Below are 18,125 nucleotides of genomic sequence, written 5' to 3' on the forward strand. Positions count from 1 at the left end.
GTCTCAATCGGGCAATAATTACGCAAACAGTTCTTATGTCGGAAAGGGAATGAAAGCCTCTATGGCTGTTCCCTGATTTTTTTCACCAGGCTTGACAGAAAAGCTGCCGCCCAGCAGCAGGGCGCGTTCACGCATGCCCAGTATGCCATGTGCTTTCGGCTTGGTAATGGCATCCTTTTGTATGCCTATGCCATTGTCAAGAATTTGCAACCACAAGCCCTTGTCAGTACGTTTCAAACTGATCTTGACCTCGGTGGCTTGTGCATACTTGATGACATTGTTGACTGATTCCTGGGTAATACGAAACAAGGCAATCGACCAGGAAGGGTCCAGGGTGTCGAAATCTTCTGTAATATCGGTCACATAAGACAATCCGGCGATTGCAGTCGCTTCTTCGCAATAGTGTTGTATGGAGGCAGACAAGCCCAGATTGTCCAGCATGCTGGGTCGCAAATCCTCGATGATGCGACGCTTCAAATCGACGGTATCCAGCAGGGCGCGTTTGGTTCTTTGCAATTGTTTGGCCAGTTCAGGCTCCTTGTCCTTGAGCTTTTCAGTGACGACAGAGATATCCATGCTGATGGCTGTCAGATTGGAGCCCATTTCATCGTGGAGTTCGCGCGCAAGTTTAGCTTTCTCGTTTTCCGAGACATTCAACAGGTGATGCGACAAGACGGATAATTGTTCGGTCCGCTTTAATACCGTGCTTTCCAGATTATCGTTGGCGATCTTCAATGCATTCTCTATTCCGCGCTGCTTGTGGAAGCTGCGATAGATCAGGCGGTAGAACAAGATCAGGACCAGCAAGGCAATCGAATTGGTGGCAGTGCCAAAGAACAGCGCGTCCTTGTATTCATTGTAAAAATTGGTACGTCTGGCTACCAGTGCTTCGTTTTCTTCTTTTTCCATGATGATATCAAGCAGCCTGATTTCATCCATGACTTCCCGGCCTTCACCCACTTTAGATAATTCTATGATGCCTGTAAGTCCAAATTCTCTATAACTCGAGATGCCATGTTCAAAAACTCTGGCTTTGCTGTCATACAGTTTGCGCAACTCCGACAGGTTTTTGATCTGCGAAGGATTGTTGCGCAATAGTTTTTCAAGCTCCTTGAAATCATCTTCCAGCTTGCTCTTGGCGATATCCCAGGGGCGCAGGTAAATCTCATTGCCCGACATGAAATAGCCGCGCAAGCTGCTTTCTGAATCCATGATAAGCAGATTGATATCCTTGAGTTTATCTTTGACGCTCCAGGTGTGTTCTACCCAATCATTATTGGTCTTGAGTTTTTCCAGGTTCTGGTAAGCGTTATAGGCATTGCCTGTCAAGATCACGAGGCAGGTAACAAACAAAAACGTGATGTACAGCGGTATGGAAGTCGATGTGTTTTTTTTCATGAAAATTCCCTCGAAGAGTGTCTGAAATGATCATGTGCTTGTTGAAAAAAATCAAAGTCAGTCATACAGGTTTCCAGTCATTTTTTTTCAGGTCGACAAATTTTTATTTTTCGTCTGTGAAAAACAATACCTGAATTGATAAATTATGTGTCTTAAATTCTGGGGAAATTTTTTTTGCCCCTGAAATATGAAGCAGTAGGTTTTTTCCTACAAATGATTCCGCCTGTGCTTATTGCCAATCAAGCTCAGTCTCCTTAGAATAAAACATAGTTAACGCGCATAAAAATTTGGTAAGACTTAGACCATCGGTGTAATTCCGACAAATTTCAGTTCGTCTGAGTATGGAAAAAAATGGACGTCAAGAAAAAATTAAAAGTATTCTTAATCGAAGATGCGCAAAGAATACGTTCAGTGCTGATAGAGGTTTTGCAGCAGACGGACAATGTAGAGGTCATCGGTTTCGCAGAAAGTGAAAAAGAGGCTTTGAATCAATTGCGCTCTATCGAATGGGATGTCGCCATCGTGGACATCGGTTTGCGGGAAGGTAGCGGGCTGGCCGTCCTTTCCGGCTTGAAAAGTGATGGCCGTCATTATGGCTCCCGCCTGGTATTTACCAGCAACCCCAGCAATGCTTTAAAAACCCGCACCATGTCTTTGGGAGCAGAAGGCTTTTTTGATAAATCCCGTGAAATGGACAGCCTGGTTGATCACATACAGGCGCTGGCTCATTAAAGTACCATCAAATTTCATTGATTCCGGCCTGCAATGGTCATAGCTGGATAATGCTTATTCCAGCAAATTATTCTTCATGGCGTAATAAGTCAGGTCACAATTGGATTGCAAATTCATTTTCTCCATGACCCTGGTACGATAGGTGCTGACGGTTTTTACGCTCAGTGACAGTGTGACGGCAATATCAGATACCGATTCACCCTTTGCCAATCTTAAAAATACCTGAAATTCACGGTCAGACAGCTCAGTATGCAAGGCAGTTTCTGCATTATGGTCAAAGCCCTGGGCCAGGATTTCACCCACGTCTGCACTGACATAGCGACGCCCGGTGGATACAGTACGGATGGCCTTGATCAACTCTTCGGCATCGCACTCTTTGTTAAGATAGCCGTTAGCCCCCATTTTCAAGAGATTTACGGCATATTGCTGCGCTGGGTATCCACTTAAAATCAGGATAGGCAAGTTTGGCTGGCCCTGCTTGATTGTACGCAAGGTGTCGATACCGCTCTGATCGGGCATGCTGATATCGAGCAACATGACATCACATGCATCTCTTCTGGCGATGTCCAGCGCTTCGCGCCCGGTCGTGGCCTCTGCCACTACTTCGAAATCGCTCACTTCAGAAAATATTTGCCTGAAGCCGGCCCGTACAATTTGATGGTCGTCACAGACTGCGATACGTATCATTTTCTTCCTTCAAATTTTGGAATACACAAAACTACGTCAACGTGTTTCAACACGGCTTCACCGCTGGCAACAATGCATTTCACTGTATCAGGTTTTGAATGCGATGGAGATTTCCATGCGAGAGGATATTGTTGCGATAAGTCCTCAGCATCTGCCTATAGCATAGCACCTGGACCAAATATGGGGTGGCTTTGTCGCACCATGCGTGATAAACCTACGGGCTTACTCCTTGCAGCGCGGGTTTTCACACAAAATGTGGAAAAAAGTTTGGCGCAGACAATACACGCACGTAATACATATTCTGCCGGGATAAGAAACAGCAAGATAATTAGCTCTTACTGTTTCCCGGAAACGATGAGGCCACAATTCTGAACAGGCGTTTGCTAGCGTGGCTGGCGATGGAACAAGACTCCCAAGGCCACTACAGTGGCAATTGCCACTCCCAGTATGGTCATGGGCTGTTTTCTGACTTGCACGCGGCAGGTATCCAGCAATTTCGCCTGCGATACATAGAGTTTTTCGCTATGCTCACATAGCTTCGCCACTGCCTGACTGGCACTGGCGTTTAATTTGCTGGCTGCCTGCTCTGTTAGTACAGTCAGTTTTTCAGCCACCGGCTTAACTGTTTCTGCAGTTTTTTCCTTGATCTGCTCAACTACTTGCTCAGCTACCGGCGCAGGCACTTGTTTAGCCAATGGCGGAGGGTTATCTCCGGTAGGGAAGGGGATGGCAGGATGGTTGATATTGTCGGCCACCGTTGCATTGACACGTGTGGCAGAATTATTTGCATTATTTGGCATGATGACTCCTTTTGCATAGTGGCTGACTGATGCCTGGCAGTGTCAGGGCATCAGCATACTGTTCAAGAACTATTGGGGGGCTGCAGTATTATCCGTGGCTGGCCGGCTTACTTTCGGTGGCAGGTTACCACCTTCGCCTTCCCAGGTACTCATCTCGGTCTTTTGCAATTTTTTGGTGGCATTTTTTTCTTGATACAGTTTCTTGCCGAAAGCAGTCATCAAGGCCCAACTGGCAAGACCGGCAACAAGGAAGAGGTGTTTGGTAGCTATCATGTATTTCTCCAGAAAGAATTGATATTGATTGAGGTCATCCAGGATCAGGATCGGGGAATAGAGCTTTGAGAACTTTGCGAAGTGAGCGCAGTGAGTTTGCTTTGCTGGCGCTTGATGCATAGGCGGATGATCTTTTGCGCATCGCCAATAGCGAACTGGCATCTGGCATTGGTCATCATTTGGTAGCCACTGGCGCGTAATTGAGAGCTGACAAGCAAATGGCCCAAGCCAACACGCAGCAAGCCATAGATGAAAAGTGCGCCACTCTTGAGCAAACATGTATTCATTTCGATTTCTCCAGAAGATGGGTGAATCCTGAGATGAGCGGTAAGTCTGGCTACTGCAGCTAGCTGAATTTGCTATCGACTTGCAATGCATACTAGCATCGGCCCATTTCTCTCCATATAGGACACCGGCCCCCACCTTTGTAGGAATAGATGAAGTAAATCAGGTTCAGCAAACATTGCCCTGCATATTCAAATCGCACTCCAGGCACTGACGACAGCGGTAACACCCTCCCCAGTTCCTACATGCTGGCAAGCCCACGTCCGATACTTCCAAATAGGCAATAACTTTAGTATGCACCCATGTCGAAGAGGCATGCCTCTTCGACAAAAAGCCTGTCTTGACGTAAACGTGGTGACAGGAAAAGATGTCCGCACCTTGCACCTCTTCTAGAGATAGCAGGCAATCAAGATCTGTATCCATGCCGGACAGATTCACTATCATTAAAGGAAACATCATGAACAACGACGAAATTATTTCCACGCTGAACGATCTGATTGAAACCAGTAAAGATGGGGAAGAAGGATTCAAAGTCTGCTCGGAAGATGCGAGTGGACGTCACCCTCAATTGAAAGCCATGCTTGCAGAACGGGGGCGCGAATGCGCCGCTGCTGCCAGTGAATTGCAAGAATTGGTGCGCAACCAGGGCGGTGATCCAGAAACCAGCAGCAGCGTCTCAGGTGCATTGCATCGCGCATGGACCAATATCCGCATGTCCATCGTAGGCAAAGATGATGAAACCGTGCTCAACGAATGCGAACGCGGTGAAGATGTCGCTGTAAAGGACTATCGCAAAGCCCTGGAAAAAGACTTGCCCGCCCACGTGCGCGTGGTAGTTGATCGCCAGTATCAAGGTGTGTTACGCAATCACGACACCATCAAGACCTTGCGCAACCATGTCAGGACGCATGCCTGAAGGAGCGCCTAAGTAACGCGTGAATGATGGTCGAGTAAAATCTCTCATGGCAAACTCTACGTGCAAACACAGAGCTTGCCATGCATTAGCCATCGGCATGAATAAAACAGCTATAATCCCTGATATGAAAAAGCTGTTGCGACTATTCTTATTATGTGTGCTGATGCTGGCTATCCCCATGCAGGCAGCCATAGCTGCGTCCAGAATATGTTGTGCCACCGGGCATTCGCAACATGCTGCCAGTCAGCAACATGAAGATCAGCATCATCCAGATGAATCCCACGATGCCACCAGCGCAGAATGCTGTATCGCTGCGGCGATCCTGAACACCGTCTTGCCCCCGGTTTTGCCGCTCCTCACCTCAGAAAAAATTGATTTGATTTTTTCATCTTACGCTGGTCACATCAGCGATTGCCCTGATAAACCTCCCAGGTTGCACGCCCCTCAATAGTTATCTTCACCCTGATATTTTCAGGGTTTGATCGTCATTGCTACAGGCTGCGCCAGCCTGGGCAGCGACATGACATTTCCATTTTGGGACAAGGACAAGAATCATGAAATCACTACATATCGCCACGCTGCTCAGCCTGGCGCTGATAAGCCTGACTGACGCCATTGCTTCAGGCTCGCACACAGGTGACCACGGTCACGACACGATGATAGGCAAGCCCGGCAAGGCTGCGCAAGTGAGCCGTACCATCAAGATAGACATGAATGACAATATGCGTTTTACGCCTGCCAATCTGCAAGCCAAACAAGGTGAAACCATACGTTTTCTCATCAGCAATTCCGGCAAACTCAAGCATGAGTTTGTTCTTGGCACAGAACAAGAACTTGGCCAGCACTATGAACTGATGAAAAAACATCCAGAAATGGAACACAGCGACCCCAATATGATCAGCCTGGCAGCCGGGCAGAGTGGTGAAGTGCTATGGCAATTCAGCAAGGCGGGCCAGATAGATTTTGCCTGCCTGCAAGCAGGGCACTACGAGGCAGGAATGAAAGGCAAAGTGCAGGTCCACACATCCAAAGCACCCAGCACAAGCAAAGCGCAGCCACATCAACATTAACGCTACCAGGACTAAATATGAAACTTATCAAGACATTGGCAATGACAATCTTCCTGGGCATGGGCTTGCAAATGGCCCATGCACAAGAAACCAGCCCGGCCAGCCCAGAGAGCAAGGTACCTGCCAGCGCCAGCCATGACGCTTCTGAAGCTGAAGTCATCAAAATAGACCAGAGCGCCAACAAGATCACACTCAAGCATGGCCCTATTAAAAACCTCGACATGCCGGCCATGAGCATGGTGTTCAGAGTCAAGGATACAGCCATGTTAGCTAAACTTGCCGTTGGCGATAAAGTCAGGTTCAGGGCAGAAAAAGTCAATGGAGCAATCTATGTGACCGACATTCAAGCCGTCCAATAATAAGCAGAATCCCGGCTGCTCAGACCATGCCTATCTGGTTTGAGCATCCGGACTTACCATAGACTGGCCAATACCTTGTCTGACTTTGACACTGATCGATCTGGATGGGAGGATTTGCCCCAGACTGTTCGCTAACGAGCAGAGGTTTTCTTGCAGGCATGACATGATGTTATAGAACTAAAAATCAGTTATGATGAACATCGGCAAATAACAAATGTTCAAAGTATTGATCAACGCAGGATGACAAACGGAGAATACAAATGCGCAAAGTATGGCTATTATTGTCGATGAGTTTGGTATTGTTGCTTTCTGGTTGTGGCTACAATGGCTTCCAGAGTGGTGACGAGCAAATCAAGTCCAGCTGGTCTGAAGTATTAAACCAGTACCAGCGCCGTGCTGATCTTGTGCCTAACCTGGTGAATACCGTGAAAGGCTTTGCCGCACAGGAAAAAGATGTATTGCTGGGCGTCACCAATGCCCGTGCCAAAGTTGGCAGCATGCAGGCCACGCCTGAGCTGCTGGCCAATCCAGAGGCCTTTGCAAAATTCCAGTCCGCCCAGGGCGAATTATCCGGTGCCTTGTCCAGGTTACTGGTCGTTACTGAAAATTACCCGCAGCTCAAATCTGACGCCAATTTCCGTGATCTGCAAGCCCAGCTTGAAGGCACAGAAAACCGCATCGCCGTCGCACGCAATCGCTATATCAAGGCTGTGCAAGAATACAATGTGCTGGTACGCTCCTTCCCGTCCAACCTCACAGCCATGATGTTTGGTTACCAGGTCAAGCCCAATTTTGCGGTAGAAAACGAAAAAGAAATCGCCAAGCCGCCCAAAGTGGATTTTGCCGCACCAGCGCTTAATAAGCCTGATAGTGCTGGCAGCGCAAAATGAACATCCTGCACAAAACAGCGGCAGCATTCTTCATATGCATGCTGCTGTTGACTTTTGGCGCTCACGCACAGCTTGCCGTGCCACCCCTGCAAACGCGCGTCACTGACCAGACTGCCACCCTCAGCAGCGAGCAAAAAGCCATGCTGGAACAAAGCCTGCAAAGCTTTGAAAATACCAAAGGCAGCCAGGTCGCCGTGTTGATTGTGCCAAGCACAGCACCAGAAAGCATAGAACAGTACGCCCTGCGCGTGGCAGAACAATGGAAACTGGGGCGCAAGAAGGTGGATGACGGTGTCATCCTGCTGGTTGCCAAAAATGACCGCGCCATGCGCATAGAAGTTGGCTATGGCCTCGAAGGTGCACTCAATGACGCAACCGCCAAACGCATCATTGCCGAGACCATGACGCCCTACTTCAAGCAGGGTGACTACTATGCAGGCATCAAAGCAGGCACAGACCAGATCATGCGCGTCATTGATGGCGAACCCTTGCCAGCAAAAAAATCCGGCAGCGCCACAGGCGTTGGCGGCTTTGAGCAATATCTACCCTTCCTGTTGATCGCGGCGCTGGTAGTCGGTGGCGTCTTGCGCGCCATATTCGGCAGATTTCTGGGGGCTGTCATCACAGGTGGTGTGGTTGGCGTAATTGCCTGGTTTGTGGCCGGTGCTATTTCCTTGGCAGTGCTGGCTGCTCTGGCTGCCATGATATTCAGCCTGTTTAGTGGTGTGATGGGCAGGCGCGGAATCGGCGGATATTATGGCGGTTCAGGTCGCGGTAGCAGCGGCGGCGGTTTTAGTGGTGGCGGCGGTGGTTTTGGCGGTGGCGGTGCATCGGGACGGTGGTAAATATGAAAAAACTCAATTTCCAGCGTATCGCAAAACATCTGTTGACTGGCACATCCAGCCTAAGAAAAGCCTTTCCGCCCTTGAGCTTGCATGCCATAGAATCCGCCATCAAAGAAAGCGAAGCGGCGCACCAGGGACAAATTCGCTTCGTCATCGAATGTGCACTCGATAGTGCCGCCTTGTTTGCAGGCCAGACCGCCAGGGCGCGCGCAATAGAAGTCTTTGCGCAACTAGGGGTGTGGGACACCGAGCACAATAACGGCGTGTTGATCTACGTGCTGCTGGCAGACCGTGATGTAGAAATTGTTGCCGACCGTGGCATAGACCGCCAAACCCCCACAGACACCTGGCGCCAGATCTGCCACGTCATGGAAGCCGCCTTCAAACAAGCCCACTACGAAGACGGAGCCGTCAAAGGCATACAGGCCGTTGGCCAGCATTTGAGTACGCATTATCCAGCAAACGGCGAAAATAAAAATGAATTGCCGGATAAACCAGTGATACTTTAAAAATCCAGGGAGCCGCCAGATGCGAGACAAGTAGCACCCTGGCTCAAGCAGAACGACTGCCCGCAAAATATCCCAGCGTACCTGCACAAGCAGACAGCGCCGCACCCCAGCAAATATCGATAGCCGCCAGCATCGGCGGCCAGGCTTTCAGTGTCGCCAGATTGCTGAGGTCATATGTCCCATATGCCACCAGACCCAGCAAGCCACACAAGCACGCTGCCTGACGCCAGCTTTGCGCACGCAGGGCAGGCAGGATACCCAATACCAGCAATCCAGATGAATACAACAGATAAAAAAGTGCTGCCGGTATTAACCTGGGTTGCGGCAGCATCAAGTCACCCAGATAAGCCTGGTAAGTCGACCCCATCAACAGCCCCAGCCATATAGCATCCAGCCCAAGCATGGCGACTAGCGCAGCACCATAAGCAATCAGCAATTGCTTGCCTGTTGGCGATGTCACTGTGGATAGCATATACATGGCAAAAATCCATTTCAAGTAGTGAGGGAATACCCATTTGCAGATTGACGAATGGAAAGACTCTCCATTGCAAGACAGTGCGCAAGATCAGAGTAGCAGATATCTCAAATAATCCGTATGATCATTGACATGCGTGGCCCCAGTTTAATTGCTCAGTCTTCTACCTGGCGAGAAAATTAATGAAAACAAATGAGGGAATTGCAGCGACTGCGATTGATGTGCAGAAAGGTGAGCGTGATTATGCACTGCTTGAGATACCTGCTTACATGCCCTGGTCTGAGAGAAAATTGCTTGAAGGAGAGTCTGAAGCATTAATCGCCCATCTCGATGCGACCAGCATGTGGCTGTCGCCTGAACAGTTGCAAACAGTAACAGAATCAGACTTCGAAGAATTATTGTCTGAACTCAAAGAAACGCTTGGAAATGCCAGTTAACATGAATCTTGAAAAACGCTCCAGTTCCATCTGAGAAGCGTTTTTCTGTTTATGCTGACTTCACTCCAGCGACTTGGCCTTTACTGCCGGTAAGCGCCTTTCCTATCCCCGTGAAACACATTACATTGAGCGGGAACTCCAAAAGCACATGCAAAAGACTCAGGAAGAATAAAACCTGCAATCCCAGATTATAGTCATATGCATACAGCGCTATCGACAACAGCCAAATCGTAATCGTCAAAACCAAAGTCTTCCTCGGAACCTTATGCCATTTGATGACCGATGTGTTTGAAAACCAGTTCAGGTAATGATAGGTGTAAGCAAAAGCAATAAACCGCATGATCACAAAACCTGCATCGCTGGTAAAAATCTCGCTAGTCCTTTGCAGCGTATCGAGATGAAAAATATTGATCAAGTTAAAATTCAATGAGGCAAATTGAAAATAACTTTTGTGAACATCATTACTGACTACATACTGCAAGCCCTCTGGCTTGATAAGAAAAAAACTTGCCGCACAGATGATCAAAACCGCGATGGACAAATACCCCGAGAGCGACTTTTTCTTTCAAGGCACCAAACAACATAAACGCCAGGGTAAAAATAAAGACGTGAATAATGGTGGGAAGAAAAAGACCTATCCAGATTAAATAATCCGGAGATTTATTGTCCAAGCCCACAGCCAGCAAGGCCAGCACCACCAGCGCAATCCGATAAAGACTGTCTTCCACCAGCACAAAAATAATCGACAAAAAAACAGCAAGCGCAACTAGGTTTGCGGCAAAAGTGCTGTCTTTAGATAGATGTAAAAAGGCCGGGACGAAAAGCAAAAAAAAGCACAAGCCAATCAAGAAAATAAAATCGTATTTACCCTTGGTGAAATAATTTTTTTTATGCAGCCATCCTATTTCAGTCAGGTAATGCAACGGCCCCAGCACAGCGTAAGAGAATAAAAATAGTTCGAATGGAATGACAAACGCAACGAAGCAAGAAAAAATAATCAGGGCAGTGTTTATATAATTAATGCGGTTGGTGGTCATGATTTATTGCGTTGAAGCAAAGTAAAAAAATTGACATATTATTGCGCACCGATGATATGAAGGCTTGCTTTTGTGTAGATATTTTTCGTTTAAACCAGCAAGCACCGATTCCTAAAAACCACATCGGAAAACGCTTGAGCATTTTTTTACTCAACGGCATCGCCTCATTTTCTCAATACCTATTTTTTCAATGTTGTGACGCCATATAGAATAGTTTTTGACAGGATAATTGGTCGATAACGAAAGAGATTTTTGATGACCCTACTCAGAACTGTATTTGTTATTGTATTTTCCCACACTCAATTTGAACTTAACAATGGATTACTATATCTTTGTTGAGATGAGAATTAATTGCTAAAAAGTAATTTTAAGGGGATTTAGATTACCTAAATTGAATTTCAATTGTATTACGTCACATTTCGGATGGGGATATCAATGGTCAAAGCAAATGCAAAATTCAATGAACTGGCCGCAACTGCTCTTGAGACTCAAATTGTAACAATCCTGAAGTCAGCTCAAGTAATTGATGGATTAGTAGATTTATTCGGGGACAGTTTTTCTGGATATAAGGCGTCTGTAAAGAAATATTTTAGCCAGTGGCTTGATGACTATGATGCTAATGGCATTATTATCCAGTCAATTATTGTTAAAATGCCGCAAGTTTTTCTAACTAAGACAAATGCAAAACTAAGTTCGGTTGTGTCAGAAGAACAAATATTGGAAGTTGCTTCTGACGTCGTTAAATATCTCTCAACTCTACCGAGAAATTATGAAATACTATTCCCTCTGCCAAACATAGAAATAAGCAGTGATATTTTTATTTTTGAAAATATCTCTCTTATTTTAGCCTCCAGAGATCAAAGAGAATTAGCTACTAGTCTTCTTGGCAAAGTGCCACTTGAAACTTACTTAAAAGTTCAAGTTTCCGGTTTTGCATCCCACTCTAGAATTCAATCAGCCATGAGAAGCGCAATCTCAATTTTAAAAAGAATAATTCAAATTGGGGTTACGAAGAAAATTTTTGGACGCAAGATGAAATATCCAACGGGGGAAGTCCAATTTGATTTTTTCAAGCCAACACAAGATGTTCTTGAGGCTTTAATTTATGACGTTGATGATACAGTTAATCCTACGTTACGAATTAAGTTAGGCTTGGGTATGTCGAGTTACTTAAGTGACCTAACTCTATTAACAAAACAGGATCTTAATTCAAGTGCTAACGCAAATATTGCAGCATCAGCAAGCGTAGAAAATGAGATACAGGCAATTTTAAGTTTGCCGACTGAGCTTTTAATAAGCACTGATTCGACCATATCTGATAATTCAGCCTCTCTTCGAAGTGCTTTTGAGTGGGCGTTCGATGCATCGGCGGATGACGATAATGCCGTTGGTTATATTAAAACCTGTATTGCACTTGAAGCTTCGCTTGGAGAGGAGTCGGAAGAAGGTGGAATCACTGAGCGTCTTGCAGATCGTTGTGCTTTCCTGCTTTGCAAAACACCCGTCGATAGAAAAATAACAAGAGATAGAATGAAGCAAGTATATCGCCTTCGTTCCAAACTTGTGCATGGTGTAAAAACTAGTATTTCTAGAGACGATCAGGAAATAGAATTTTGGGGGAGAACATATTTAGAAATGGTACTTTATATGGAGCTGAAAGCGCTTGAGGTTTGGTGGCGCAAAAAAAAATCAGCGATGCTTTGAGTTGTCAAAAACTTGCAGGGGTAATTTGGCAGCTAGCGGCGTTATGCGCATATTTTCTAGATCAAAATGTTTGATTTCCCGCTTTGCTTGATAATTTTTGTAGATTGTGAACCATTTTTTTCAGACAGGCCCAGCGGAGTAAGAAAACGAAGTATGTTTAAGATATTTGATTGCAGTCTGGGCACATCTATAGAAAATTTTCTCTAAATATTCGCCTTCTTTGATTTAACCTGGAACAGATGTTTGCTTGCAAATCCGCGCACTCAGGCTTGAATGACGTGAGTCAGCGCGGTAATATCGGGTGGAAATACTTGCTTGTAACAACACACTGAATGATAGAGGGAAATGACTCAAAAATCGATGTTCGAGATTCATTATTGGCCGCCCGACTGCCTTGATGAATTGATGAGGGAAGTAAGCATGCATTACCTTCAACTGAGTAACGGCGGGCTGAAGGGGGTACTGCTAAGTACCCGTGCAACTGGGAGAGAATACCGCAAGTTTTTGCCAATGTATCCTGAAGTGATGTGTGAGCCGCTAGAGCGTTTCTATCTCCTGAGAAGGGCAATCGGTAAACTAAATATCGACATGCTTGACGATTTGCTCTTTTGCGCGGGATGGAGAGAATCCAATTGGGGGTCTTGGTTAGCGGCATTGGCACCCCAAGCAGAATATATTAAATTGTTGGAAAAGCGAAGACCAACTCTTCCACATGGAACAAAGGTAATTGATTTGGCTTTGGCATCGTGTGGCTCTGAATTGCGAGTCGATCTAATAGAACATTTTGATTTACTTCAAGATGTTCGTGAAATGTTGAATACGCTTCCGCCAATAAAGCTGCCGATGCGATTCTCTCTTGCATCCGAAGAGATGTTCAATCAGGAAGTGGATGCGGTAAGAGCGACATTGCGTGCGTTTGGTTTGGATGCTGCTAATGACTTGGGGAAAATGGGGATTTTGGGATATTACGGGCAAAGCTATAAAGTGTGGTTTGAAAGAGGAGCGCCTTCGTTGGCTGATTGGCTTGATAAATACCCGCAAAATCCTTCGCCCAACATAATCTAGAACCTTAGACAGCTTCGCGTTGGAAGAGATAGTGACTCTAAGTCTCTCAAAGCAATGGCTTTAGCGACCGCTTGCTTATGCATATCCCCTCATTTGATAAATGTATAGAATATCTTCGCGGGTCAGTAGACCCGAAATTGGTAAATGAATAAACAAAAAACCCGCTAAAGCACAAGGCTGAAAGCGGGTTCTTTGCATCTGGCAGATCGCTCTGCAAGAAAATTCTGGTGGTGATAGGTGGACTTGAACCACCGACCCCAGCATTATGAGTGCTGTGCTCTAACCAACTGAGCTATATCACCAAGAAGCCTGCGATTATGTCAGTTTGGCTTTTGGCTGTCAATATGCAAAACCAAATTTTGATAGAAACAGCGGCTGCTTTTGCCTAAAAAGCAAAGCATTTCGGGTTTTGGACCAGAATTATGCTGTTTATTGTTCACACTGAGCTTAGCTGTGAGCCTGGCACTGCGGTTCATTCTGATGTTGCCAATGCCTGCCTGACACTGTCCATGATTTGCGCCTGGGCATCTGCTGCCAGGCAGTCGATGATGATGCGGTTTTGCATGGATCTTAGCCAAGTGACCTGGCGTTTGGCGAGTTGGCGGGTGGCGATGATGCCTAGTTCGCGCATTTCGGCCAGGGTGGTGATTCCATCCAGGTAATCCCAGGCCTGGCGGTAGCCTACGCAGCGTATTGATGGCAGGTTGGCGTGCAGGTCTGGTCTTTGTTTTAGCGCTTTGACTTCCTCTATGAAGCCTTGCTGGAGCATGGTGTCAAAGCGCAGGGCGATGCGCTGGTGCAGCACGCTGCGGTCTGATGGTTCCAGCGAGATGGCGTGCATGTCAAAGGGTGGGGCGGCGCGTTCCTGTTTGGCCAGCAGGGCGGACATGGGCTGGCCGGTGATGGCGATGATTTCCAGGGCGCGTTGTATGCGCTGGCTGTCTTGTGGTTTGAGCCTTGCTGCGGTCTCTGGGTCCAGGGTTGCCAGTCTGGCGTGCAGGCCGGGCACGCCTATGCGGGCGGCTTCTGCATCAAGTTCTGCGCGTATGGCGGGGTCTGCGCCGGGCAGGTCGTCAAGGCCATCCATCAGGGCTTTGAAATACATCATGGTGCCGCCTACCAGCAGGGGTAGCTTGCCCCTGGCTTGTATTTCGCTGACCAGTCTTTGCGCGTCTTTGCGAAATTGCGCTACTGAGTAGGACTCTGCCGGGTCGATGATGTCGATCAGGTGGTGGGGTACTGCCGCCAGTTCTTCTGCATTGGGTTTGGCCGTGCCTATGTTCATGTCGCGGTAGACAAGGGCAGAATCGACGGAGATAATTTCTGCCGGGTGGTGGCGTGCAATTTCCAGCGCGGCGGCGGTTTTGCCTGAGGCGGTAGGCCCCATGATGGCGATGACTTTGTTTACTGACATATTCATACAGGTTGTTCTGCCGGAGGTTCGGCTTCAAGCAATGCTGGTAACACGCGAGCGGCGATAAAGATCAGGCTGCCCATGCAGCAGGCGATGATGGCGAGTGGATAGACCGTGCCATTATGCGTGGCGCCAACGATGCTGCCGACGATAAAGGCGACCAGCATATACAGCGCCCCCATGAGGCCAGCGGCAGTGCCTGCCTGTTGTGGGAACGGGGAGACAGAATTGGATTGCGAAATAGGGAAGTTGATGCCATGCGCACCCATGGTCATGAACATGATGGGCGGTATCATGGCCCAGTGGTGCATGCCTGCCATGGTCAGTGTCAAGAAGCTGGCACCCGCTGCCAGTGACAGGCTGCTGCCTATGCGCAGGGTGATCCTGGTGCCATAGCGTGCATGCAAGCGGCGGCATACCACGGTGCCACTCAGGTAGCCGGATACGCCAAAGGCAAAACAATACCCAAACCAGGCTGTCGGCAAAGCCAGCACCTTGATCAGCACTACCGATGCGCCAGAGATGAAGACAAAGATGGAGCCATACGACAAGGCACCCGGCAAGGCATACACCCAAAACACGGGCGCACCCAGCACGATGCGATAATTGCGGAGCAAGCCGCTGATGTTGGTGGCCTTGGCGTCTTTATAGAGATTGGTTTCTGGCAGACGCAAGATAACCATGATGAGCAAGGCGGCTGCCAGCAGGGCATGCACAAAAAACGCCGCCCGCCAGCCCAGATTGACTTGCAAAAATGAACCCAGGATAGGTCCCAGCAAAGGTGCGGCAGATACCCAGCTACTGGCCTTGGAAATGACCTTGACACTGTCTTGCGGGTCATAGGCATCGCGCACGATGGCACGGGCAATGATGACAGCAGAACAGCAACCCAGTGCCTGCAAGAAGCGTGCAATGATGAGCATGCCCATGCTTTGCGATGCGCCACACAAGAGGCTGGCCAGCAGGTACAGGCTTAACCCTGTTATTACCACGGGGCGACGGCCAAAGCGGTCAGACAAGGGGCCTATCACCAGTTGTGCGCCACCAAAGCCAGCCACGAAGATGGTCAGCGTCAATTGTACCGTAGCGGCAGGCACATCAAACACGGTGGCCAGGCTGGGCAGGGATGCCAGGTAGAGGTCAGTAGACAGCGGTTGCAGCATCAAAAATGCGGCAATCAAAAAGAACAGCGGCGCTGTCGAGAACTGGGTGATGGCCTGGGCTGACTGGTTCATGGGGGGTTGCATGCTATTGACCGCGCAAGAACATCTTGTCGAGGTCATTCAAACCCAGTTGCACCCAGGTTGGGCGGCCATGGTTGCACTGGTCTGAGCGTTCTGTATGTTCCATCTGGCGCAGCAGGGCATTCATTTCTGGCACGGTCAGGCTGCGGTTGGCGCGCACGGCAGTGTGGCAAGCCAGCGTACCGAGCAATTCATTGCGCCTGTCTATCAGCACGCGTGAGCCTCCAAATTCACGCACTTCACGCAAGACATCGCGTGCAAGTGACTGGGCATCGGCATTCTTCAAGAGAGCGGGCACGGCGCGCACGGCCAGCGTCGTCGGCGAGATGGCGGCCATATCAAAGCCCAGCGCCTTGAGCGTGTCCTGATGTTCTTCTACCGTGCCGACTTCAACTGCATCGGCAAAGAAGGTGATGGGAATCAGCATGGGTTGCACTGGCATGCTGTTTTCATCAAGGGCGTTTTTTAACTGTTCGTAGAGTATGCGCTCATGGGCGGCATGCATGTCCACCAGTACCAGGCCCTTGCTGTTTTGTGCGAGCACATAGACGCCATGCAATTGGGCGAGGGCGAAGCCTAATGGGTAGTCGTCATCAGGCAGGCTGTTGGCAACCGGGTTGGCGGGGGCATAGCTGGCACCAGCCTCATTGACGCCACCATTGACATTGGGGCGGAAGAAAGCGCCATAGCTTTCCATGCTTTGGGTGACACCGCCATTGGGCTGTGGGCGGTAAGGGTTTTGATAGGCATTGCCGTAGCCGCTGCCACCAGTACTTCCGCCGCCAGCATAGGGGGATGGATTGGCAAACTGCGCCGCAAAAGTGGTTTGCTCACCGGAAATCCAAGGCATGCTTCCACTCGCAGGTGCTGCCACGCCAGAGCCAGCAGACATGGGGCCAGGTACTGTGCCAAATGCAGTGGCGGATGTTTGCGCCAAGGCGCGGCTGACCGCATGAAAGACAAACTGATGCACGGAGCGGCTATCGCGAAAGCGTACTTCTATCTTGGAAGGGTGCACATTGACGTCGACCAGTGCCGGGTCCAGGTCCAGCCCCAGTACATAGGATGGATAACGGTCACCGTGCAAAACGTCCTGATACGCAGCGCGCACGGCATGGGTCAGCAGCTTGTCGCGCACAAAGCGGCCATTGACGTAAAAGAATTGCGCATCAGCGCGGGCCTTGGATGCTGTGGGCAAGCCGACAAAGCCGTGTATCCGCAAGGGGCCAGCACTTTCATCAAGTGACAGGCGGGCATTCGAGAAAGCTTCACCCAGAATCTGCGCACTGCGCTTGTCGATGGCGCTGACATTCCAGTGATCAACTGCCTTGCCATTGTGGCTTAATGAGAACGAAACATCGGGCCTCGCCAGGGCAATACGACGCACGATCTCGGCGCAATGACCAAATTCTGTCTGCTCGGACTTTAAAAACTTGCGCCTGGCTGGGGTGTTGTAATACAGGTCTTGCACATCCACGGTGGTACCTTGTGCGCCGGATGCGGGCGAGACCTTGCCGTTTTCTATTTGCCAGGCATGCGGTGCATCGGCAGTGCGGGTGGTCAGCGTCAGCAGCGATACCGAGGCGATCGAGGCCAGGGCCTCGCCACGAAAGCCCAGGGTAGCGACATGCTCCAGTTCATCCAGGCTGGCAATCTTGGAGGTGGCATGGCGGGCCACGGCCAGCGTTAACTGGTCGGGCGGGATACCACGGCCATTGTCGGTAATGGCAATGCGCTTGACGCCGCCTTCTTCGAGACGGATGACGACATTGCTGGCCCCGGCATCCAGGGCGTTTTCCAAAACTTCCTTGACGACGGCAGAGGGTCTTTCGACGACTTCGCCTGCGGCGATCTGCGAAATCAGGTTGTCGGGCAGGGCCAGGATGGGGCGATGGGTAGCAGGGTTCGAATTCATGCCATGATTATACCTGTCAGGCGTCGCAGACATTGCTGACTGGTGTATGATTGCGGCGGCTTTATCTACA

22 protein-coding genes and 1 tRNA gene are annotated in these 18,125 nt (G+C 49.0%); 11 read left to right on the forward strand and 12 right to left on the reverse strand.

Annotated features, from left to right (window positions below):
• Positions 1 to 33 precede the first annotated feature (33 nt).
• The gene (locus H8L47_RS06150; protein ID WP_186952360.1) at positions 34 to 1,398 is read right to left on the reverse strand and encodes a sensor histidine kinase; all 1,365 of its coding nucleotides are present in this window, start codon (positions 1,396 to 1,398) and stop codon (positions 34 to 36) included.
• 351 nt (positions 1,399 to 1,749) lie between these two features.
• On the opposite strand from H8L47_RS06150, the gene H8L47_RS06155 reads away from it, so the two are divergent.
• Entirely contained in the window at positions 1,750 to 2,130 is a 381-nt protein-coding gene (locus tag H8L47_RS06155; protein ID WP_186952362.1) for a response regulator, read from the forward strand.
• Positions 2,131 to 2,184: 54 nt separating this feature from the next.
• Here H8L47_RS06155 and H8L47_RS06160 read toward each other — a convergent pair whose 3' ends face one another.
• The 4 genes from H8L47_RS06160 to H8L47_RS06175 all read right to left on the reverse strand — a co-directional run bounded on the left by H8L47_RS06160 (position 2,185) and on the right by H8L47_RS06175 (position 4,177).
• Positions 2,185 to 2,817 carry a response regulator gene (locus H8L47_RS06160; protein WP_186952364.1) on the reverse strand — a complete coding sequence of 211 codons (633 nt, stop codon included), beginning with the start codon at positions 2,815 to 2,817 and terminating at the stop codon, positions 2,185 to 2,187.
• A 383-nt stretch (positions 2,818 to 3,200) separates the two neighbouring features.
• On the reverse strand, positions 3,201 to 3,617 hold the full coding sequence (locus H8L47_RS06165) for a hypothetical protein (RefSeq protein WP_186952366.1): 417 nt from the start codon (positions 3,615 to 3,617) through the stop codon (positions 3,201 to 3,203).
• A gap of 69 nt (positions 3,618 to 3,686) precedes the next feature.
• The gene (locus H8L47_RS06170; protein ID WP_186952368.1) at positions 3,687 to 3,890 is read right to left on the reverse strand and encodes a hypothetical protein; all 204 of its coding nucleotides are present in this window, start codon (positions 3,888 to 3,890) and stop codon (positions 3,687 to 3,689) included.
• A 44-nt stretch (positions 3,891 to 3,934) separates the two neighbouring features.
• Positions 3,935 to 4,177: a hypothetical protein gene (locus H8L47_RS06175; protein WP_186952370.1), complete on the reverse strand. Its 243-nt coding sequence runs from the start codon at positions 4,175 to 4,177 to the stop codon at positions 3,935 to 3,937.
• A 455-nt stretch (positions 4,178 to 4,632) separates the two neighbouring features.
• Here H8L47_RS06175 and H8L47_RS06180 point away from each other — a divergent pair, with 455 nt between their 5' ends.
• The 7 genes from H8L47_RS06180 (at position 4,633) to H8L47_RS06210 (ending at position 8,764) form a co-directional block, all read left to right on the forward strand.
• A complete protein-coding gene (locus H8L47_RS06180; protein WP_186952372.1) occupies positions 4,633 to 5,091 on the forward strand; it encodes a PA2169 family four-helix-bundle protein in 459 nt (152 codons plus the stop codon).
• Positions 5,092 to 5,215: 124 nt separating this feature from the next.
• Positions 5,216 to 5,542 (forward strand): hypothetical protein, encoded by a 327-nt coding sequence (locus H8L47_RS06185; RefSeq protein WP_186952374.1) that lies wholly within the window; start codon positions 5,216 to 5,218, stop codon positions 5,540 to 5,542.
• A gap of 103 nt (positions 5,543 to 5,645) precedes the next feature.
• Positions 5,646 to 6,161 carry a cupredoxin domain-containing protein gene (locus tag H8L47_RS06190; protein ID WP_186952376.1) on the forward strand — a complete coding sequence of 172 codons (516 nt, stop codon included), beginning with the start codon at positions 5,646 to 5,648 and terminating at the stop codon, positions 6,159 to 6,161.
• A 17-nt stretch (positions 6,162 to 6,178) separates the two neighbouring features.
• Entirely contained in the window at positions 6,179 to 6,520 is a 342-nt protein-coding gene (locus H8L47_RS06195) for a copper-binding protein (RefSeq protein WP_186952378.1), read from the forward strand.
• A gap of 260 nt (positions 6,521 to 6,780) precedes the next feature.
• Positions 6,781 to 7,410, forward strand: coding sequence for a LemA family protein (locus tag H8L47_RS06200; RefSeq protein ID WP_186952380.1), 630 nt, complete (start codon positions 6,781 to 6,783; stop codon positions 7,408 to 7,410).
• Entirely contained in the window at positions 7,407 to 8,255 is an 849-nt protein-coding gene (locus H8L47_RS06205; RefSeq protein WP_186952382.1) for a TPM domain-containing protein, read from the forward strand. The genes H8L47_RS06200 and H8L47_RS06205 overlap by 4 nt, the downstream gene beginning before the upstream one ends.
• 2 nt (positions 8,256 to 8,257) lie before the next feature.
• Positions 8,258 to 8,764 carry a TPM domain-containing protein gene (locus H8L47_RS06210; RefSeq protein WP_186952384.1) on the forward strand — a complete coding sequence of 169 codons (507 nt, stop codon included), beginning with the start codon at positions 8,258 to 8,260 and terminating at the stop codon, positions 8,762 to 8,764.
• Positions 8,765 to 8,807: 43 nt separating this feature from the next.
• Here the strand turns inward: H8L47_RS06210 and H8L47_RS06215 are convergent, their stop codons facing one another.
• Positions 8,808 to 9,242, reverse strand: a complete 435-nt coding sequence (locus H8L47_RS06215; protein ID WP_230413613.1) for a DUF2177 family protein — start codon at positions 9,240 to 9,242, stop codon at positions 8,808 to 8,810.
• Positions 9,243 to 9,421: 179 nt separating this feature from the next.
• Between H8L47_RS06215 and H8L47_RS06220 the strand changes: the two genes are divergently transcribed.
• Positions 9,422 to 9,676, forward strand: coding sequence for a hypothetical protein (locus H8L47_RS06220; protein WP_186952386.1), 255 nt, complete (start codon positions 9,422 to 9,424; stop codon positions 9,674 to 9,676).
• 49 nt (positions 9,677 to 9,725) lie between these two features.
• On the opposite strand, the gene H8L47_RS06225 is transcribed toward H8L47_RS06220, so the two are convergent.
• Together H8L47_RS06225 and H8L47_RS06230 are read right to left on the reverse strand one after the other, a co-directional pair.
• The gene (locus H8L47_RS06225; RefSeq protein ID WP_186952388.1) at positions 9,726 to 10,091 is read right to left on the reverse strand and encodes a hypothetical protein; all 366 of its coding nucleotides are present in this window, start codon (positions 10,089 to 10,091) and stop codon (positions 9,726 to 9,728) included.
• A 46-nt stretch (positions 10,092 to 10,137) separates the two neighbouring features.
• Positions 10,138 to 10,713, reverse strand: a complete 576-nt coding sequence (locus H8L47_RS06230) for a hypothetical protein (RefSeq protein WP_186952390.1) — start codon at positions 10,711 to 10,713, stop codon at positions 10,138 to 10,140.
• Positions 10,714 to 11,148: 435 nt separating this feature from the next.
• On the opposite strand from H8L47_RS06230, the gene H8L47_RS06235 reads away from it, so the two are divergent.
• On the forward strand, positions 11,149 to 12,417 hold the full coding sequence (locus H8L47_RS06235; RefSeq protein WP_186952392.1) for a HEPN domain-containing protein: 1,269 nt from the start codon (positions 11,149 to 11,151) through the stop codon (positions 12,415 to 12,417).
• Between the two features lie 345 nt (positions 12,418 to 12,762).
• Complete coding sequence (locus H8L47_RS06240) at positions 12,763 to 13,482, forward strand: hypothetical protein (RefSeq protein ID WP_186952394.1); 720 nt, start codon at positions 12,763 to 12,765, stop codon at positions 13,480 to 13,482.
• Between the two features lie 225 nt (positions 13,483 to 13,707).
• On the opposite strand, the gene H8L47_RS06245 is transcribed toward H8L47_RS06240, so the two are convergent.
• From H8L47_RS06245 to mutL, 4 genes are all read right to left on the reverse strand, one after another.
• A tRNA-Met gene (locus H8L47_RS06245) sits at positions 13,708 to 13,784 on the reverse strand.
• Positions 13,785 to 13,954: 170 nt separating this feature from the next.
• Positions 13,955 to 14,902, reverse strand: a complete 948-nt coding sequence (gene miaA, locus H8L47_RS06250) for a tRNA (adenosine(37)-N6)-dimethylallyltransferase MiaA (protein WP_408057687.1) — start codon at positions 14,900 to 14,902, stop codon at positions 13,955 to 13,957.
• Positions 14,899 to 16,131 (reverse strand): multidrug effflux MFS transporter, encoded by a 1,233-nt coding sequence (locus tag H8L47_RS06255; RefSeq protein WP_186952398.1) that lies wholly within the window; start codon positions 16,129 to 16,131, stop codon positions 14,899 to 14,901. The genes miaA and H8L47_RS06255 overlap by 4 nt, the downstream gene beginning before the upstream one ends.
• 13 nt (positions 16,132 to 16,144) lie before the next feature.
• Positions 16,145 to 18,055, reverse strand: coding sequence for a DNA mismatch repair endonuclease MutL (mutL, locus tag H8L47_RS06260; RefSeq protein WP_186952400.1), 1,911 nt, complete (start codon positions 18,053 to 18,055; stop codon positions 16,145 to 16,147).
• Positions 18,056 to 18,125 lie beyond the last annotated feature (70 nt).

Source organism: Undibacterium umbellatum, assembly GCF_014284125.1.
Classification (GTDB): Bacteria; Pseudomonadota; Gammaproteobacteria; order Burkholderiales; family Burkholderiaceae_D; genus Undibacterium; species Undibacterium umbellatum.

Coding starts and splice junctions, on each gene's coding strand:
- H8L47_RS06150 (WP_186952360.1), bottom strand. CDS start 1,398: ATGAAAAAAAACACATCGACTTCCATACCGCTGTACATCACGTTTTTG.
- H8L47_RS06155 (WP_186952362.1), top strand. CDS start 1,750: ATGGACGTCAAGAAAAAATTAAAAGTATTCTTAATCGAAGATGCGCAA.
- H8L47_RS06160 (WP_186952364.1), bottom strand. CDS start 2,817: ATGATACGTATCGCAGTCTGTGACGACCATCAAATTGTACGGGCCGGC.
- H8L47_RS06165 (WP_186952366.1), bottom strand. CDS start 3,617: ATGCCAAATAATGCAAATAATTCTGCCACACGTGTCAATGCAACGGTG.
- H8L47_RS06170 (WP_186952368.1), bottom strand. CDS start 3,890: ATGATAGCTACCAAACACCTCTTCCTTGTTGCCGGTCTTGCCAGTTGG.
- H8L47_RS06175 (WP_186952370.1), bottom strand. CDS start 4,177: ATGAATACATGTTTGCTCAAGAGTGGCGCACTTTTCATCTATGGCTTG.
- H8L47_RS06180 (WP_186952372.1), top strand. CDS start 4,633: ATGAACAACGACGAAATTATTTCCACGCTGAACGATCTGATTGAAACC.
- H8L47_RS06185 (WP_186952374.1), top strand. CDS start 5,216: ATGAAAAAGCTGTTGCGACTATTCTTATTATGTGTGCTGATGCTGGCT.
- H8L47_RS06190 (WP_186952376.1), top strand. CDS start 5,646: ATGAAATCACTACATATCGCCACGCTGCTCAGCCTGGCGCTGATAAGC.
- H8L47_RS06195 (WP_186952378.1), top strand. CDS start 6,179: ATGAAACTTATCAAGACATTGGCAATGACAATCTTCCTGGGCATGGGC.
- H8L47_RS06200 (WP_186952380.1), top strand. CDS start 6,781: ATGCGCAAAGTATGGCTATTATTGTCGATGAGTTTGGTATTGTTGCTT.
- H8L47_RS06205 (WP_186952382.1), top strand. CDS start 7,407: ATGAACATCCTGCACAAAACAGCGGCAGCATTCTTCATATGCATGCTG.
- H8L47_RS06210 (WP_186952384.1), top strand. CDS start 8,258: ATGAAAAAACTCAATTTCCAGCGTATCGCAAAACATCTGTTGACTGGC.
- H8L47_RS06215 (WP_230413613.1), bottom strand. CDS start 9,242: ATGTATATGCTATCCACAGTGACATCGCCAACAGGCAAGCAATTGCTG.
- H8L47_RS06220 (WP_186952386.1), top strand. CDS start 9,422: ATGAAAACAAATGAGGGAATTGCAGCGACTGCGATTGATGTGCAGAAA.
- H8L47_RS06230 (WP_186952390.1), bottom strand. CDS start 10,713: ATGACCACCAACCGCATTAATTATATAAACACTGCCCTGATTATTTTT.
- H8L47_RS06235 (WP_186952392.1), top strand. CDS start 11,149: ATGGTCAAAGCAAATGCAAAATTCAATGAACTGGCCGCAACTGCTCTT.
- H8L47_RS06240 (WP_186952394.1), top strand. CDS start 12,763: ATGACTCAAAAATCGATGTTCGAGATTCATTATTGGCCGCCCGACTGC.
- miaA (WP_408057687.1), bottom strand. CDS start 14,902: ATGAATATGTCAGTAAACAAAGTCATCGCCATCATGGGGCCTACCGCC.
- H8L47_RS06255 (WP_186952398.1), bottom strand. CDS start 16,131: ATGAACCAGTCAGCCCAGGCCATCACCCAGTTCTCGACAGCGCCGCTG.
- mutL (WP_186952400.1), bottom strand. CDS start 18,055: ATGAATTCGAACCCTGCTACCCATCGCCCCATCCTGGCCCTGCCCGAC.